This window comes from Thermoclostridium stercorarium subsp. stercorarium DSM 8532, assembly GCF_000331995.1.
Classification (GTDB): domain Bacteria; phylum Bacillota; class Clostridia; order DSM-8532; family DSM-8532; genus Thermoclostridium; species Thermoclostridium stercorarium.
This window is the reverse complement of the sequence record NC_020134.1, coordinates 1,272,009-1,287,816: the sequence shown is the minus strand read 5'-3', so window position 1 is coordinate 1,287,816 and position 15,808 is coordinate 1,272,009. Positions and strand designations below refer to the sequence as shown.

Below are 15,808 nucleotides of genomic sequence, written 5' to 3'. Positions count from 1 at the left end.
AATCATGCTATCTGCCTTCGAGGAATACAGACACACCGATGCTCCGTCGGGCGCGCTTAAGGAAACCGTAAGCTCCATTGAAGCGTCTTTAAAAAAATGGCTCCGAAAAAGCCTGCTTTATTATTTGGACGGAGTTCCGGAGGCAGAGCAGCCTCTTTTTATTTCCAGGCCAATTTTCACCCTCAGGCCGCTACATCCGAACTGCGCATTCGGTTTATCGAACTTATGCAGGCAATTAACACAAAAAAACAATTCATTACAAAATATTTTCCCAATGGGAGAGGCCTGTCTGGCTGAGCACACCCATGCCGATCGTCAGCAGCGAATGCGGGAAAAACATTCCCAAGCCCGCTACATACATGCCAAGACCGGCAAATGCAGCACACAGCCCAATCCCAACAGGGGCTGCAAAGCTTTTTATACGCATTGACAACGCAAGTTGAAACGAGGCAATTGTCAGCGAAGCCATCCAGCCCCGGAAAAACCATCCGGTCAGTTCACCGGGAAGCCCGGAAGTCAGCCCCGCCAGTTTGCCGCCGATTAAATACAGTATAAATAAAAAAGTCTGGATAAACAGCAAAAGCAAGGCAGCCACTGTAAGTTTGGCCAGGAAAATACACGGGACAGATACCGGTGCGGTCATGATCATGTTCCAGTTTTTATTCAGATGTTCCAGCCTCCACATATATGCACACAATACGGCTATAAGAACGGGCAGAAAGAATTCCCCGTAAAATAACCCCACCTGAGACCATAAACTGTACCACTCTTTTGTCAGTATATCCCTGTTAACAGAAAAGTTTGCACTTCCAACCAGCACGCTTATGACCGGGAGAATCACAAGTATCATCCATATCCGTGAATGCCGCAGTTTCATCCATTCAGCGGAAATACACCGTTTTAACATAATTCCCCTCCTATATTTCCTGTTTTGACACATGAATACTTCCTGCAAAGTAAAAGACAATTCCGACAATAATAAGCCGCGCTGCTGAAGACAGTAATGAACCGTGGTCCCTTACGGTAAACCAGACGCTGCCATTCATGTAAACCTGGGTTACAGGGCACAAACCCGTATAGTACGACCATATAAAAATTTTTCGTACTTTTTCCGGAAACAAATCGGCCACCACGCCGAGAAAACCTCCAATCATGCCAAAGGCCAGTGCAAAAGCCTGGTTTTTCACCGCCATCGACAACCACTGCTGCAACGCAATAACAGTCATACTGACCATAACCGTTCCCGTTAAAAATCCGGACAGCAGAAATACCGGCACGGGACGGGCAAAACTGTTGGTTAAGCCGAATATTGCGACAGCGATAACCTGAACCATGCATACCGCCGCCATGATGATGAATACCGAAACATACTTTGCCGCATAAAGCCTGTTTTGCCTTACAGGAAGGGTCAGCAGCATCTTCAGCGTATTTCCTTTATGCTCCATATCCCAAATCCGGGATACACACACCGAAGTAAGAACAGGTAAAAACAAGCCATTCATCGAGGCCACAATCGAAATAAGCGCTTCCCATCCCACATTGCCGGCATTTCTGGAAATTGATTTTCCTGTTACGGTAAAAGCCCAGGTCAAATCGGTAATTAACGATATAGTGGCCGAATTCAGTTCCACCGCAGAAGAACTCATGGTATCAATGGAAAATATGGTTAACGCCATCAATCAGATTTCGGCATCTGCCAATGAAGAAGCTACGGGTGCGGCGAACATTGCCCAGAAAACCGAAATGATTGTCAACATGTCTGAAAACGTTGTGAAGCTGGCGGACAAATCTAATGAAAAAGCCGAGGCGTTAATTAGACTGGTCAATCAGTTCAAAATATAAAAAAACTGCCGCAACTCTCGATCTTTGCGGCAGTTTTGACTGAAATTTACTTTTTCTAAACGAGCGGAGGACAAAATTGCCGGCAGAAATGAAAAAAATACTTGACACCTTTGATGTTCCTTAGTATAATAAATTTTGCCGTTGAAAATTAAAAACGCGCGGATGTGCTGGAATTGGCAGACAGGCACGTTTGAGGGGCGTGTGTCGTTATGGCGTATGGGTTCAAGTCCCATCATCCGCACCAGAAAAAACCGATCTTTGTGCATAAAGATCGGTTTTTTGTTATCCCGCTATTTCTTCCCATCCCGAACCAGACTCATCTTTCCGTGCAACATGTGTTTTATATGTGTTTCAAGTGCACCAGGTGATATATTTTTTCCATTGATTTGAAAAGGTCTGGAAAATTATATATAATATATGTGATTAAAGATAAGGAGGTAAAGTATTTATGGGAGTTTCACTGAAAAAGATTGAAAAATGGGAACAAAAAAGGAAAGAAAAGAAACTCCTCAGTGTACTTCTGAACAACGGCAATGATGAAATCCGCATCCACGCCATTCGTGCTTTGGCCAGCTTCGACAGTCTCGATGTCATTAATTCACTGGTTAACCTGTTAAGGGACCGAAATCCGGAAATCCGTTTGGCGGCGGTTGAAACGCTTGGCAAAATCGGCTCAGGCAAGGCGGTTGAATTTGTAAAATTCATGGTGGAAAAGGAAAGTGACGAAAAGGTTAAGGAAGCGGCAAAAAACGCCCTTGCCGCAATAAAGGAAAAAGCAAAACAGGAAGAATCCGCATAATGAAAAACTTCAACAGGCTGCCTTTAAGGCGGCCTTTTTTAAATTTGTTGCGGATGTTTACAGAAAACCTAATAATTAACCCTGATCAGCCAGAATTTTATACCTTCATCGCTCCATCCCAAATCCCAAGGCACTTTAAACCTGTCTGTATTATGGCAGTTTACAAGTGTATAACCGCGGGAATCCGCACCTGTCACAACCGAAATATGAACCACTTTCCCCTTTTTTTCATAGGCGATTATATCCCCCGGCAGAAGTTTGTAGGAAAGTTTCAGAACTTTGTCGTAAGTTCCGTGTATGATTAGGGAGCCACGTCCACTGTACAACAGGTAATCCTTAAATCCCTGGGCATTCACCCACGCCCTGCTTCCATCCTTGTCATAATTCCATGCGGCGTTTTTCTTAAACCCTCCTTCATACAGTACCTGGGAAGCAAAATTCGCACAGTCGCCGCCAAGGGAATTATAGTTTTTATATTCGGTATTGTAGCGGAAATAATATTCCTCATTATCACTTGCACCACAATACAAATCGGCATATTCAACCGCTTTTATTCTTCTTTTGTTGAGATTTGAAAAATCCCTCGGGCCCTGGCTGAGAATAAATGCCTTATTATCTTCGGCTTTTAACGTATCCGCATTTAACGAATCCGCAAAAGGATCGGTGTACCATTCCCTGGTTATCAGCCAGTTGTCGCCTTCCTTTGCAAAATCCATGATATGGTAAGTGGCAATTCTGAATTTGTTCGGAGTATCGGGCATATTGACATACTCATACGTGTATTCGGTAATGGCTGAAAAATTGGCAGTAACCTTGTTTCCCTGTTCCTTTACCCATCTTATTTTCATAAAAGTGTCTATGCCGGTAAAATTCACGCCTTGTTTTTCAGCCCAGTTGTGCAGGTATTTAATTTTTTTCTGCTCATGCTCAAAAGCATAAGTTCCAAGCCTCGTATTCAGATTATACAACGGCCTTATTGCTTCTATGTCGTTTTCCAGCATGGCTTTGTCGCGGATTTGAATGATTTCCTTAACATATTCACTGAATTTTTCAGAAAGGTCGCCGCTTACGGGTACAGTTTCATCCCAGAGCAAGGAACTGTAATCATTATAATCCTGTGCTAAAAGCAAGACAGAAATAATCATGGCTAATAACGGTAAAAACAAAACAATACGCTTAAGCCGGATAAAAATGAACATAAATTAAACCTCAGGCATACCGTACCCCAAATGTTTTCATTTATTACTATATGACCAATATACCATTTATATCCTTTATGGTCCTTAAGGAAGATTTTTGTTTTTTCCTTTATTTTTTAATAAATCAATTATATGCTTAACATTTTTTATGGGTTTATTCAAAAAATATATTCCGGGTGGTTAAATTGAAAAAAGCAAAAATTTTTTTGACAATTATGGCAATAATTCTTATTTCGGGTTGTTTAGCGAACAGAACGGACGACAAAAAAAGCAATGAAAACGCCGCCGAGGATGAGCTGGCGCCGGTTACGGACACACCTGTGCCTCTTTCAATGCCACCGACCTCACCGGCTGTAACAACAGCCCCCGAAAACACCCCCACACCCGATCCAAACCTCGTAAGCAGCTTTGCCACAGTCATTTACGACAAAAACGAAAACAGGGTTAACAATATAAAAATTGCGGCGGAAGAACTGGACGGAACGATAATAGAACCCGGTGAAATTTTCTCCTTTAACGAAACCGTCGGCAGACGTACAAAAGAAAAAGGGTATAAGGAAGCGACGATATTTGTTGACGGAGAAAAAAGCAAAGGAGTCGGGGGCGGAATCTGCCAGGTAAGCACAACTTTATACAATGCCGCACTGGAGGCCGGTTTAAAAATAGTTGAGCGCCACAGGCATTCACGGGAGGTATCTTATGTAGAAAAAGGAAAAGATGCGGCAGTTGCATACAATTCAAAGGATCTGCGCTTTAAAAATACAAAAGACTACCCGATTGAAATAAAGGTTACTGTCACCGAAGACGAAATCCGTGTATCAATTTACAAAAAATCCCAAAAATAAAAGCTTACCGGAGAGAAAGAATTCTTTCCGCCGTAAGCTTTTATTATCTTGCCAAAATGGCAGTATAAATGTCTTTCTTATTTGCACGGAACGTTTATCAGTCTACGTGTTCCTTTGCTGATATTTTAGAAGAAATTCGCGGAATTTTGACGCATGCATCCCTTCTTCTTCAGCAAATTTTTTAAACACTTCCCTGAGTTCTTCATCATCCACCCTCTTGGAATATACTTCAAAATCCCTCGCAAGTTCCATCGAGTTTTCCCATGCCCTCATAAGCCTGTCATAGTCCGTTATTTTAACTTCATTTGCCTCTTCCATTCAAATCACCTGCCCTGCTTTTAATCAACCTTATTATTTGTAACACCAGGTTAAAATATACAGGGCATGTAAATTTAAATATTCTTCATATGAAATACCCCAGCCGTGTGAGCAGGCCGTTTTCCGGAATTACACCCGAAAGCATGTACAGGGGTATCGGGAAATACGGAAATCCCGCGGCATACGGCGACAGCTCGTAAAGCTGATAATATACAACAAGAGTATGATCCGAAACATAATAATTCTGGTTGGGCGAGATACCCTTAAAACCGTCCAGGAGCGGTATATCCCTCTCCTTAATCTGCCGCTTTATTTCTGCATTGATTATATCCGCATACCCCGGGCTGAAAAGCTGGCTGAGCTCGAAGCTTTCGCCGGTCAGCGTATCCATTGTAAGTGACTTCGCAACCGTCATAGGATGCGCTCCGCCAAATTCCGCCATGCCCACAAGCAATATGCTCAGTATTCCCCTTTGGTTGTTTTTGATTTCAAACGAACCGTTGATTGTAGTCTTCAAACCCGGCTGCGCCAGTGATTTTATCAGCTCCATGACAGCATTTCTTATTTTCACGTTCATCAGCGCAGTTGCATTGACATTTTCGTGCCCCGCAGCCTGCGGATACAACATTGTTATGTCTGGCCTGCGGTATACACGGGTAATTATATCAACAGGCCTCCTTATCAACAACATGCTAACCCCACGCCCTATTGATTTTTTCATTTTATTCTATGCTTCAGGCATGGGTTGTGAGCACGGTTATTTAAAATATTCTACCCCTGCTTCGAATAGCTTCTGATCCTTTTCCCCGGGTACGTTTTTCAGTGTATACTTCGTATACCGCTCACTATGGCCCATTTTTCCGAATATCCTTCCGTCAGGACTGGTTATGCCTTCCACTGCATGCAGCGACCCATTGGGATTGAACCGGATATCATATGTAGGATTCCCGTCAAAATCCACATATTGGGTTGCAATCTGGCCGTTCCTTGCAAGCTCTTCAAAAATATCGTCATCGGCGACAAATCTTCCCTCCCCGTGGGACACAGCTATCGTATGAATGTCTCCGGGCATGCATTTTGACAGCCATGGTGATAATGTGGATACAACCTTTGTTCTTACAACGCATGAGACGTGTCTTCCTATTTTATTAAACGTCAACGTAGGACTCTTTTCGTCAAGGCTCCGGATTTCGCCGTAAGGCAGAAGCCCAAGTTTTATCAGAGCCTGGAAGCCATTGCATATCCCGAGCATCAGCCCGTCGCGCACCTTTAAAAATTCCATCACGGCTTCGGCAAGCTCAGGATTGCGGAATACCGTGGCGATGAATTTTCCCGAACCGTCGGGTTCGTCACCGGCACTGAAGCCTCCCGAAAGCATTATTATCTGACTGTTTTTGATTTTTTCTTTCATGATCTTTACTGATTCTTTTATATCTGCCGGAGTAAGGTTTTTCATTACAAAAATATCGGTAACGGCTCCAGCCCTTTCGAAGGCCATTGCGGCTTCATACTCGCAGTTTGTTCCGGGAAAAACAGGAATAAATACCCGCGGTTTCGCGAAAGTACCGCTGTGGTGCACCGGTTTCATTCCGTCGAACATTATATTCATTGGCTTTCTTTCTTCTTCCTTTACTTTCGTCGGGAATATGCTTTCCAACGGCGACTGCCACAATTCCTTCAGTTCATCCAAATTCCACTTTTCATTACCGACGGAAATCACGGGCTCATCAGTCGTTTCTCCGAGGACTTCGTAATCAAGTCCTTCAAACAGTTCATCAATGTCGTGCCCGCCCGGTACCTCAACCACAATGTTTCCGTAGTCGGGCAAAAACCACTTTTCAGGGCTTATTCCTGTCCTTGAGCTAAACCCTATATCGTTTCCAAAAGCCATTTTGCAAATGGCTTCGGCAATACCCCCGCATTTCACCGTACATGCTGAAACAATCCTGTTTTCGGTTATTAAACCATGCAGCCTTTCATAAGTCCTGTCCAAATGTTCAAAATCGGGAAGCCCGAGCTCGTCCCTTTTTATTTTTACAACGGCAACTGTACTTCGGGGATTTTTAAACTCCGGAGATATAACCTTTGTAACATCGCAAACGCTGACAGCAAAAGAAACAAGCGTCGGAGGCACATTAAGGTCCTTAAAAGTCCCCGACATGCTGTCCTTTCCGCCGACAGCGGGAATTTTCATCTTCATTTGGGCATAAAACGCACCCATCAACGCGCTGAAAGGCTTTCCCCATTTAACGGGATCATCTCCCACCTTTTCAAAGTATTCCTGCAATGACAGTCTGACTTTTCTGTGATCCCCGCCCATAGCAACAATTTTGGCCACCGACTCAACAATGGCATATACCGCCCCGTGAAACGGGCTTTTTGATGAAATATCGGGATCGAATCCGAAGGACATTAGTGTGCCCGTTCTTGTTTCTCCGTTTGCTACGGGTATTTTAGCCGCCATTCCTTCAGCAGGCGTTAACTGATTCTTGCCTCCAAGCGGCATCAGAACCGTGCCCGCCCCCACCGTGCTGTCGAACATTTCAATAAGGCCTTTCTGACTGCATACATTAAGCCGCAGGAGATTATTTTTAAAGTTTTCGGAAAAATCCCGGCCGTCCTTCTGCCCGCAATTGTCAAAAATATTCCCGGGTTCCTTAACGGTTACCTTTGTTCTCCGTTTTACCCCGTTGGTATTTAAAAACTCACGGCTGATATCCACTATTTTTTCTCCGTTCCATTTCATTACGAGGCGATTAGTGTCGGTAACCCTTGCAACAATGGTTGCTTCAAGATTCTCTTCCGCGGAAAGGGCTATAAACCTCTCTGCGTCTTCCTTCGCAACCACCACTGCCATTCTTTCCTGGGATTCCGAAATTGCAAGTTCAGTTCCGTCAAGTCCCTGATATTTTTTCGGAACGGCGTCCAAATCTATCTCAAGGCCGTCGGCAAGCTCTCCGATTGCAACCGAAACACCGCCTGCGCCGAAATCATTGCATTTTTTAATTAGCCTTGTAACCTCGGGATTTCTGAATAAACGCTGTATTTTTCTCTCTGTCGGCGGATTTCCTTTCTGCACTTCCGCCCCGCATTTTGTCAGGGATTCTTCGGTATGCGCCTTCGATGATCCCGTGGCGCCGCCGCATCCGTCACGGCCCGTCCTGCCGCCGAGCAGAATAACCACATCACCCGCTTCAGGCTTTTTCCTGACCACATTGGATTTTGGGGCTGCTGCTATTACTGCGCCTATTTCCATCCGTTTGGCCACATATCCTTCGTGATATATCTCATTAACCTGGCCTGTCGCAAGTCCCACCTGATTTCCGTATGAACTGTAACCCAATGCCGCTTTCCTTGTTATAACCCTTTGCGGCAGTTTTCCGGGAAGTGTCTGAGTTACCGGAGTTCTTGGATCACCGCTTCCCGTGACCCTCATCGCCTGGTATACATAGGCCCTTCCCGAAAGCGGATCACGGATGGCACCGCCAAGGCAGGTTGCCGCTCCGCCAAATGGTTCGATTTCAGTCGGGTGATTGTGGGTCTCATTTTTGAACATTACCAGATAAGGTTCCTTTCTGCCGTCTATATCCACATCAACAACGATGCTGCATGCATTGACTTCGTCGGATTCATCCAGGTCATTAAGATATCCCTCTCTTTTCAGTTCTTTCATGGCCAGTGTTGCAATATCCATAAGGCAGACGGGTTTTTCCCTGTCCTTATACACTTTTTTACGCGTCTCAAGATACAGATTATAAACTTCGGAAATTTTTTCGGATACAGAACCTTTGTCAAAGGAAACTTCTTCTATTTCTGTAAGAAATGTCGTATGACGGCAGTGATCGGACCAATAGGTATCAATTACTCTTAATTCGGTAACGGTGGGATCTCTCTTTTCGGTATTTTTAAAATACTCCCTGCAGAAGACAAGATCTTCAACGGACATTGCAAATCCCAATTCGGTAATAAGTTTTTCCAGGGCTTCTTCATCCATAAGGGTAAAACCCTTTATTACATCAACCATGTCGGGTACGGCGTACTCTTCGCGGAGTGTTTCGGGTTTTGTTAAAGCCGCCTCCCTGCTTTCAATCGGGTTTATATAATACTCCTTAATTTTTTCAAAATCCTTGTCGGAAATATCCCCGCCAATTGCTATTACCGTGGCAACCCGTATTTCAGGCCGCTCGGTTCCGGATAAGAGCTGAATACATTGGGCACAACTGTCTGCACGCTGATCATACTGTCCGGGGAGATACTCCACTGCAAAAACCCTTTCATTGTCTCTCAGGGGGAGTTCCTCTTCATAAACGTAATCAACCGGAGGCTCGGAAAAAATAAGTGTTTTCGCCTTTTCATAGTCTTCGTCCGAAATACCTTCCACATCATATCTGTTTATAATTCTGACATTTTCAATTCCTTTAATTTTCAGGTATTCGGTTATTTCTTCCATTAATTTACGGGCTTTTACATCAAAACCGGGTTTCTTTTCAACGTAAATTCTCCTGACAGCCATTATCCTTCCTCGCTTTTTTATAAATTTTAAAACACTAATTTAAGACATATTCTGCCTTACTAAATCTATCATATTTTGCAAAACAGTTCAATAAAAACTGGCTAATACCCGGAATATGGACATTGGGCGGTGAAAAGATTATTCATGAAAACACAATCCTGAAAGTAAAAAGACGCAAAAAAGACGACCGCATGTATTCTGCGGCCGTCTTCCAAAATTTATTTGCTATATTTTACTCAATCAGTTACCCTTATCTTCACCGAGAGTTACTTGTATGTCCAAGTATTCTCCGTCGTATTGACCTCTCGCATTGGTGTTCTTAATGCGGTAAATTCTTAACGTTACCGTGTCACCGGCTTTATACTTGTTCTTTTCATTTTCCAGTTCGCTGAAAGTTTTTACAGGAACACCGTTAAATTCAACTATTATGTCTCCCGCTTTAATACCGGCATTATAAGCCGCACTTAAAGGCGAAACGTCTGCAACCAGCAATCCCACCGGAACATTATAACTTTTTGCCAATTCTTCGGTAAATCTTGTATCAATTGAAACACCAAGCTGCGGGCGTCCTTTTACATATCCGTCCGAAATCAGGCTGTTTGCAATTTCCATCGCAGTGTTAATCGGAATTGCAAATCCAAGCCCTTCATATTCTGAACCACTTATTTTTACCGTATTAACACCGATGACCTGTCCTTTTGAGTTAACCAGCGCCCCGCCGCTGTTGCCGGGGTTGATTGCCGCATCGGTCTGAATAACTTTCAGCGTCTTTCCGTTTCCAACCTGAATCTCACGGTTTAATCCGCTGATTATTCCCTGTGTTACAGAACCCATAAACTCAAGACCCGCAGGGTTCCCTATTGCTATCGCCAATTCCCCTACTTTCAGTTCGTCGGAGTTGCCTATCTCCGCTGCCGGAAGCTCTGACAGCTCTATTTTCAGCACTGCAATATCGGTTTTTTCGTCCCTTCCGACAACTTTGGCCTCATAGGACTCGTCAGGCTGGTTTGGAAGAATAACCTCGATTGAAGCCCCTTTTGCAATCTCGTTGCCTGAGCTGATTGCATCTTCAATAACGTGGTTGTTCGTAAGAATGTACCCGTCACTTCTGATAATAATGCCAGAACCTGAACCGCTGTTCTGCTGTGCGCCAAACCAATAATTGCTTACCCAGTACGTTACCTTAATACCTACTATTGAAGGGCTTACTTTTTCTGCAATGGCGGTTGCGGGAGATTCATAACTGCCGACAATCTCCACCTGCTTAATCTGCTGCACTCCTGTCTGAGAGTTTCCTGACGACTGGTTATTCTGAACCACGGCAGGAGCACCGAACTGGAACCATGCCCCGACCACTGCGCCTCCGATAACAGAGCTTATAAGAGCGACAATTATCATTGGAACAAGCATTTCGCGTATTTTACCCTTGCGCGGTTTCTCATAGCTTTCAGAATAAAAAGAGGATGTTTTCAGATCATCATAATTCTGACTCTGGTTCTGACTATATGAATTATATGATCCATAATAGCTGTAGTAAGAGCTTGTATTTTGATGGTCATTTGACGAATAACCCTGGTATGAGTATGAATTATTATTATCATAATAATTGTTATTAAATTCACCCATATCCAATCTCTCCTTTCCGACCGGTACTCACCTATGTAACCGTAAATGTATTTTTGTCCTTTAATATATATTTTCAGATTACGCTTTTATTCTAAACATGATTTTTTAAGTCAGTATGAATAATTTGTTAAATGTTATTTTCATTTAAATGTATCTTTCCTCCACCTTCCACCGATACTATATATTTCAGGTTTACAATAACCATCCATTCCTGTTAAAATGATGGGCAGAAAAAAGCCGAATTTCCCTAACGGGAATACGGGGGAACAATTTTGGGGTGAATCCTTATACGACGTATAAGGTAGGGCGCCTCGGCCCAAACCCGTCAACTAACCTCGGAGGCTGTTAGGAGGGAAAAAATGAATAAAAAAGCAAAAGTATTTTTTGCAGTGCTGGTATTATCATCTCTGGTTCCGACCTTTGCCAACGCTGCCACCTATACCGTGGTAAAAGGTGACTCACTCTATACATTAGGTCAGCTTTTCGGAACCACTTCAGGCACACTTATGACCCGGAACGGACTTAAAAGTACGGTAATTTACCCGGGTCAGAAGCTTGAAGTTCCTGCAACCGTTTATACGGTTCAGAAAGGTGATAGCCTATACCTGATTGCAAAAAAATACGGGATTACACTGAGCGCCTTGAGAAAGGCCAACGGCAAATGGGACGACATGATTTACGTGGGACAGAAGCTTATAATACCGGGATCGGCGTCAGTAACCGCTAACAGCGCCGCTTCAGCAAACAATAGTGCAATTTCGTATACCCAAAGCGATCTTGACCTGCTGGCAAGATTGATAACAGCCGAGGCAAACAATCAGCCATACACTGCGAAAGTGGCAGTTGGCGCAGTTGTTATAAACCGTGTGAAGGATTCCCGCTTTCCGAATACCATAAGGGGCGTTATATATGAGAAATCCTACGGATATTACCAGTTTACGCCGGTACAAAACGGGATGATAAACAAGCCGGCATCACAGGAAGCACTGAAGGCGGCGTATGATGCGTTAAACGGTGTCGATCCTACAAACGGAGCGTTATACTTTTTCGACAAAACCGCAACGAACAAATGGCTTTGGTCCAAACCCATTGCCTTAAGAGCAGGTGACATGATTTACGCATATTAATTTGAGCTTATTGGCCCGGAGAATTTCCGGGCTCTTTTATTTTTTGTCAAAAATCCGAATTTTTATCATGCCGCCGGAAGCCAGAAAGTAAATGTGGTTCCCTTTCCCAGTTCGCTTTCAACGGTTATATTCTCCTTATGGGCATTAAGAAGGTTTTTTACAATATACAGCCCAAGTCCCACGCTTGTTTTGTCCTTGCTTCTTGACTTGTCCGCCTTATGGAAACGGTCAAACACAAAAGGTATGTCCTCGGGAGGTATTCCCTGACCGTCATCCGAAACAGAAATTTCGACTTTGTTTTTTACGTTTCGTACCGACACCGAAATATTTCCGTTTTCCTGGGTGAATTTAATGGCGTTATGGATGAGGTTGATTAAAACTCTCTGTATTGCATCCCTATCGGCGTAAACGTACATTACTTCCTGCTCAAAACTCGCCCTGAAATTTATGTTTTTGCTTTCAATAAACTGCTGAAGCTGAATAACGCTAAGCCTTATCACTTCGCATACATCGAATACTGCGGGATTAAGCTTTATTTCCCCCGCTTCCATCCTTGCAATGTCAAGTAAATCGCTTACAAGCCGGTAAAGACGCTTTACCTCATCCTTCACAATACTCAAATAATATTTCTGCTTATCTTCGGGTATGGTCCCGTCAAGAATCCCTTCAATGAATCCGTTTATTGAAGTCATAGGGGTACGCAGTTCATGGGAAACGTTAGCTATAAAATCTCTTCGCATTTTCTCAAGATTTTCCAGATTGTCAAGCATCTGATTGAACGTGTCCGCCAAAACCTTTATTTCATCATTTCCGTTAAGATGTATCCTTGTGCTCCATTTTCCCGACGATATTTCCCGCGCCACATCGGTCATCTGTTTCAACGGATTTATTATTCTTTTCGAAAGAAAATACACCAAAATATAGGAAATAATCAGTGAAATAAAAATTGCGGGTATTAAAAGGCTAAAAATGGTATACCCGGTCTTTTGTATTTCGGGTATCGGAGTATGCATCAGAACGTTTCCCCTCAGCTCTCTTCCGTCTACCCTGATATCGGGGAAATAAAAGGGAATTTTGACCGTGAGCCATTTCATGCCGGTATCCTCAAACAAGCCGTAGAATGTCCCTATTTCGGTTTCGACACCGTCGGATTCACTTACTGCGTATTGTTTCTGTTCAGGCAGCTGATATATACCTCTTACCATGTTAAGTTTATTCGCAAATTCGCCGGGAATGGACGAATAAGCGAAAAGATAGCCTCTGTCATCGGCTATCCAGATCAATGACGATGTGTTGTTGGCAAATCCCTCCAGCAGATTCTGAAATATAAATGACGACATGGGATCGAGCCTGTTTTTTAAAACAATGTCAAGAGCGGACAAAATCTTTTGGCCGTAAACGTTTAGAACCTGGGTACGCTGTTCCACTACGTATTTGTTAATGGCAAAATTAAAAAATACTGCTGCAATGGAAAAGCACAGCAGCAGTACCACCAGGAACACGGCAAGGATTTTGTGAAAAACCGATCGAAACATCATTTCACCTCAAACTTATAGCCTACACCCCAAACTGTTTTCAGCTGCCAGTGGGGATCAGGCGGTTCAAGCTTTTCCCTGAGCCGTTTCACATGCACATCCACCGTACGGGTATCCCCGTAAAAGTCAAACCCCCAGACATTTTCCAGCAGCTGCTCCCTTGTAAAAACCTTATTAGGGTTGGACGCAAGGAAATAAAGAAGTTCCAGCTCCTTTGGCGGCAGCTCCATTTCCTTTCCGTGAACACGGATGGTGTAATTAGACTTATTAACAACAAGGCCGGGGAAAATTAGCTGTTCCTGTGAATTATCCACCCTGTCATATCTTCTTAATACCGCTTTTATTCTTGCAATAAGTTCCTTGGGTTCAAAAGGTTTCGCAACATAGTCGTCTGCGCCCAGTTCAAGCCCGAGCACCTTGTCGAAAGTTTCATCCCTTGCGGAAAGCATAATTATAGGTATATTACTGAATTTGCGTATCTCCCTGCATACCTGCCATCCATCCATGCCGGGAAGCATTATGTCAAGAATTACAAGATTGGGCGTAAACTCCCTGAATACTTCAAGAGCCTGTTTTCCGTCATGTACGGCAATGTTTTCGTAACCTTCCTTGTCAAGATACAGTTTTAAAAGCTGGCATATGTTAATATCATCATCCACAATCAGAATCCGGGTTTTATTATTCATGGTTAAAAACCTCTGCATTCAATAGTATAGGCTATTTATCGGCAGACACATATATTATCTATTATCTGATCTCAAATTTCAAGATAACCGGGGTAAAATAATCGCTGAAAATGCAGACGAACCATGCACTACTGAAGGATACGACAAACCACCACCGCCGAAATCAGCCCGGCGAAAGCAGCGATAAGTGAAACCCAAAGAGTATATCTTGTTTTCTTTACTCCTATTGCGCCATAATAAACAGTGATGGTATAAAAAATCGTCTCGGTTGAACCCATTATTACCGAAAGAGTTCTGCTTATTAACGAATCAGGGCCGTATTCTTCCAGTTGCTTCTTTAAAAGTCCGAGGGATGCGCTTCCCGATATGGGTCTTATGATTGCCATTGGCAGAATTTCTTCTGGTATTTTAAGAAAAGCCGCCAGCGGTTTCAGCAGATGCACAATCATGTCAAGAGCCCCCGAGCTGCTTAAAATTTCAATACCAAGCATAATCCCGACAAGCACGGGCAATATTCTTACCGTCGTCTCAAGCCCTTCCCTGGCGCCTTCAAGAAATGTATCAAAAACAGGCACTTTTTTAATAATTCCCGAAAGAAGGATTATTATTATCAGTGCAGGAATGGCCGATTTCGAAATCCAGCTCATAAAAACCGTCATTTTTAACCACGCCTTTTGTCAAAACTCCTGAATATAAAATAGAACAGAATGGCTGTTACCGTTGATATTAAAGATGAAATCCATACATGGGGAATTATCGAGGCGGGATTTACCGAACCTGCGGCATCCCTCAAAACTATTACGCTGGTGGGAATAAGCTGAATACATGAAGCATTTATAACCATAAACAAAATCATATCATCGGTGGCGGTATCCTTTTTTTCATTAAGGGTTTGAAGGCTTTCCATGGCTTTAATACCGAGGGGTGTGGCGGCATTTCCAAGGCCGAGAAGGTTTGCGGTAAAAGAAAGGACAATTGCTCCTGTCGCAGGATGGTTTTCCGGAATACCGGTGAAAAGACCTGCAAAAAAATCCCGTGTGGCTCTCGTAATTGCATTTACCATTCCGCTTTTCTGTGCAATTTTCATAAGCCCCGACCAAAGACACATAACTCCTGTAAGAAGTATGGCAAGGTTAACACCTTCTTCCGAACTGGCAATTACCGCTTCGGTTACCTGTTCCATTCTTCCGGTTATAAGCCCGCAGACAATACCGACAATAATCATTCCCACCCAGATATAGTTAAGCATTTTTACCCCTTCATTATTGAAATTAAACCTGTCCAGGTTATAATATTATTCATGGCCACGGTTTATAAC

The 15,808-nt window shown here is 43.4% G+C and carries 15 protein-coding genes, 1 tRNA gene and 1 riboswitch; of the genes, 5 read left to right on the top strand and 11 right to left on the bottom strand.

Features of this window, described 5'->3' with window-relative positions; all coding sequences use genetic code 11:
* Positions 1 to 256: 256 nt before the first annotated feature.
* Positions 257 to 907, bottom strand: a complete 651-nt coding sequence (locus CST_RS05555; RefSeq protein ID WP_015358863.1) for an ABC transporter permease — start codon at positions 905 to 907, stop codon at positions 257 to 259.
* A 10-nt stretch (positions 908 to 917) separates the two neighbouring features.
* Positions 918 to 1,646: an ABC transporter permease gene (locus CST_RS05550; protein ID WP_242823598.1), complete on the bottom strand. Its 729-nt coding sequence runs from the start codon at positions 1,644 to 1,646 to the stop codon at positions 918 to 920.
* A 7-nt stretch (positions 1,647 to 1,653) separates the two neighbouring features.
* Here CST_RS05550 and CST_RS05545 point away from each other — a divergent pair, with 7 nt between their 5' ends.
* The 3 genes from CST_RS05545 (at position 1,654) to CST_RS05535 (ending at position 2,641) form a co-directional block, all read left to right on the top strand.
* On the top strand, positions 1,654 to 1,842 hold the full coding sequence (locus CST_RS05545) for a hypothetical protein (protein WP_169316000.1): 189 nt from the start codon (positions 1,654 to 1,656) through the stop codon (positions 1,840 to 1,842).
* A 158-nt stretch (positions 1,843 to 2,000) separates the two neighbouring features.
* Positions 2,001 to 2,086, top strand: a tRNA-Leu gene (locus tag CST_RS05540).
* Positions 2,087 to 2,290: 204 nt separating this feature from the next.
* Positions 2,291 to 2,641 carry a HEAT repeat domain-containing protein gene (locus CST_RS05535; protein WP_015358861.1) on the top strand — a complete coding sequence of 117 codons (351 nt, stop codon included), beginning with the start codon at positions 2,291 to 2,293 and terminating at the stop codon, positions 2,639 to 2,641.
* Positions 2,642 to 2,709: 68 nt separating this feature from the next.
* On the opposite strand, the gene CST_RS05530 is transcribed toward CST_RS05535, so the two are convergent.
* Complete coding sequence (locus tag CST_RS05530) at positions 2,710 to 3,840, bottom strand: amidase domain-containing protein (RefSeq protein ID WP_015358860.1); 1,131 nt, start codon at positions 3,838 to 3,840, stop codon at positions 2,710 to 2,712.
* A 215-nt stretch (positions 3,841 to 4,055) separates the two neighbouring features.
* Between CST_RS05530 and CST_RS05525 the strand changes: the two genes are divergently transcribed.
* Positions 4,056 to 4,685, top strand: a complete 630-nt coding sequence (locus CST_RS05525) for a VanW family protein (protein ID WP_242823597.1) — start codon at positions 4,056 to 4,058, stop codon at positions 4,683 to 4,685.
* A gap of 102 nt (positions 4,686 to 4,787) precedes the next feature.
* Here the strand turns inward: CST_RS05525 and CST_RS05520 are convergent, their stop codons facing one another.
* The 4 genes from CST_RS05520 to CST_RS05505 form a co-directional block, all read right to left on the bottom strand.
* Positions 4,788 to 5,003 (bottom strand): hypothetical protein, encoded by a 216-nt coding sequence (locus CST_RS05520; protein WP_015358858.1) that lies wholly within the window; start codon positions 5,001 to 5,003, stop codon positions 4,788 to 4,790.
* Between the two features lie 85 nt (positions 5,004 to 5,088).
* Positions 5,089 to 5,694 carry a DUF3298 and DUF4163 domain-containing protein gene (locus CST_RS05515; protein ID WP_015358857.1) on the bottom strand — a complete coding sequence of 202 codons (606 nt, stop codon included), beginning with the start codon at positions 5,692 to 5,694 and terminating at the stop codon, positions 5,089 to 5,091.
* Between the two features lie 66 nt (positions 5,695 to 5,760).
* Entirely contained in the window at positions 5,761 to 9,516 is a 3,756-nt protein-coding gene (locus CST_RS05510; RefSeq protein WP_015358856.1) for a phosphoribosylformylglycinamidine synthase, read from the bottom strand.
* Positions 9,517 to 9,756: 240 nt separating this feature from the next.
* Complete coding sequence (locus tag CST_RS05505; RefSeq protein ID WP_015358855.1) at positions 9,757 to 11,142, bottom strand: S1C family serine protease; 1,386 nt, start codon at positions 11,140 to 11,142, stop codon at positions 9,757 to 9,759.
* A 225-nt stretch (positions 11,143 to 11,367) separates the two neighbouring features.
* A riboswitch (cyclic di-AMP (ydaO/yuaA leader) is annotated at positions 11,368 to 11,501 on the top strand.
* Between CST_RS05505 and CST_RS05500 the strand changes: the two genes are divergently transcribed.
* Complete coding sequence (locus CST_RS05500; protein ID WP_015358854.1) at positions 11,502 to 12,269, top strand: LysM peptidoglycan-binding domain-containing protein; 768 nt, start codon at positions 11,502 to 11,504, stop codon at positions 12,267 to 12,269.
* A gap of 65 nt (positions 12,270 to 12,334) precedes the next feature.
* On the opposite strand, the gene CST_RS05495 is transcribed toward CST_RS05500, so the two are convergent.
* The 4 genes from CST_RS05495 to CST_RS05480 form a co-directional block, all read right to left on the bottom strand.
* Positions 12,335 to 13,807, bottom strand: a complete 1,473-nt coding sequence (locus CST_RS05495; RefSeq protein ID WP_237266379.1) for a sensor histidine kinase — start codon at positions 13,805 to 13,807, stop codon at positions 12,335 to 12,337.
* Positions 13,804 to 14,490, bottom strand: coding sequence for a response regulator transcription factor (locus CST_RS05490; protein ID WP_015358852.1), 687 nt, complete (start codon positions 14,488 to 14,490; stop codon positions 13,804 to 13,806). The genes CST_RS05495 and CST_RS05490 overlap by 4 nt, the downstream gene beginning before the upstream one ends.
* A 128-nt stretch (positions 14,491 to 14,618) precedes the next feature.
* Positions 14,619 to 15,149: a spore maturation protein gene (locus tag CST_RS05485; RefSeq protein WP_015358851.1), complete on the bottom strand. Its 531-nt coding sequence runs from the start codon at positions 15,147 to 15,149 to the stop codon at positions 14,619 to 14,621.
* Positions 15,150 to 15,151: 2 nt separating this feature from the next.
* The gene (locus tag CST_RS05480) at positions 15,152 to 15,739 is read right to left on the bottom strand and encodes a nucleoside recognition domain-containing protein (RefSeq protein ID WP_015358850.1); all 588 of its coding nucleotides are present in this window, start codon (positions 15,737 to 15,739) and stop codon (positions 15,152 to 15,154) included.
* Positions 15,740 to 15,808 lie beyond the last annotated feature (69 nt).

Coding starts and splice junctions, on each gene's coding strand:
- CST_RS05510 (WP_015358856.1), bottom strand. CDS start 9,516: ATGGCTGTCAGGAGAATTTACGTTGAAAAGAAACCCGGTTTTGATGTA.
- CST_RS05530 (WP_015358860.1), bottom strand. CDS start 3,840: ATGTTCATTTTTATCCGGCTTAAGCGTATTGTTTTGTTTTTACCGTTA.
- CST_RS05485 (WP_015358851.1), bottom strand. CDS start 15,149: ATGACGGTTTTTATGAGCTGGATTTCGAAATCGGCCATTCCTGCACTG.
- CST_RS05490 (WP_015358852.1), bottom strand. CDS start 14,490: ATGAATAATAAAACCCGGATTCTGATTGTGGATGATGATATTAACATA.
- CST_RS05500 (WP_015358854.1), top strand. CDS start 11,502: ATGAATAAAAAAGCAAAAGTATTTTTTGCAGTGCTGGTATTATCATCT.
- CST_RS05555 (WP_015358863.1), bottom strand. CDS start 907: ATGTTAAAACGGTGTATTTCCGCTGAATGGATGAAACTGCGGCATTCA.
- CST_RS05495 (WP_237266379.1), bottom strand. CDS start 13,807: ATGATGTTTCGATCGGTTTTTCACAAAATCCTTGCCGTGTTCCTGGTG.
- CST_RS05525 (WP_242823597.1), top strand. CDS start 4,056: ATGGCAATAATTCTTATTTCGGGTTGTTTAGCGAACAGAACGGACGAC.
- CST_RS05480 (WP_015358850.1), bottom strand. CDS start 15,739: ATGCTTAACTATATCTGGGTGGGAATGATTATTGTCGGTATTGTCTGC.
- CST_RS05505 (WP_015358855.1), bottom strand. CDS start 11,142: ATGGGTGAATTTAATAACAATTATTATGATAATAATAATTCATACTCA.
- CST_RS05535 (WP_015358861.1), top strand. CDS start 2,291: ATGGGAGTTTCACTGAAAAAGATTGAAAAATGGGAACAAAAAAGGAAA.
- CST_RS05520 (WP_015358858.1), bottom strand. CDS start 5,003: ATGGAAGAGGCAAATGAAGTTAAAATAACGGACTATGACAGGCTTATG.
- CST_RS05515 (WP_015358857.1), bottom strand. CDS start 5,694: ATGTTGTTGATAAGGAGGCCTGTTGATATAATTACCCGTGTATACCGC.
- CST_RS05545 (WP_169316000.1), top strand. CDS start 1,654: ATGGAAAATATGGTTAACGCCATCAATCAGATTTCGGCATCTGCCAAT.
- CST_RS05550 (WP_242823598.1), bottom strand. CDS start 1,646: ATGAGTTCTTCTGCGGTGGAACTGAATTCGGCCACTATATCGTTAATT.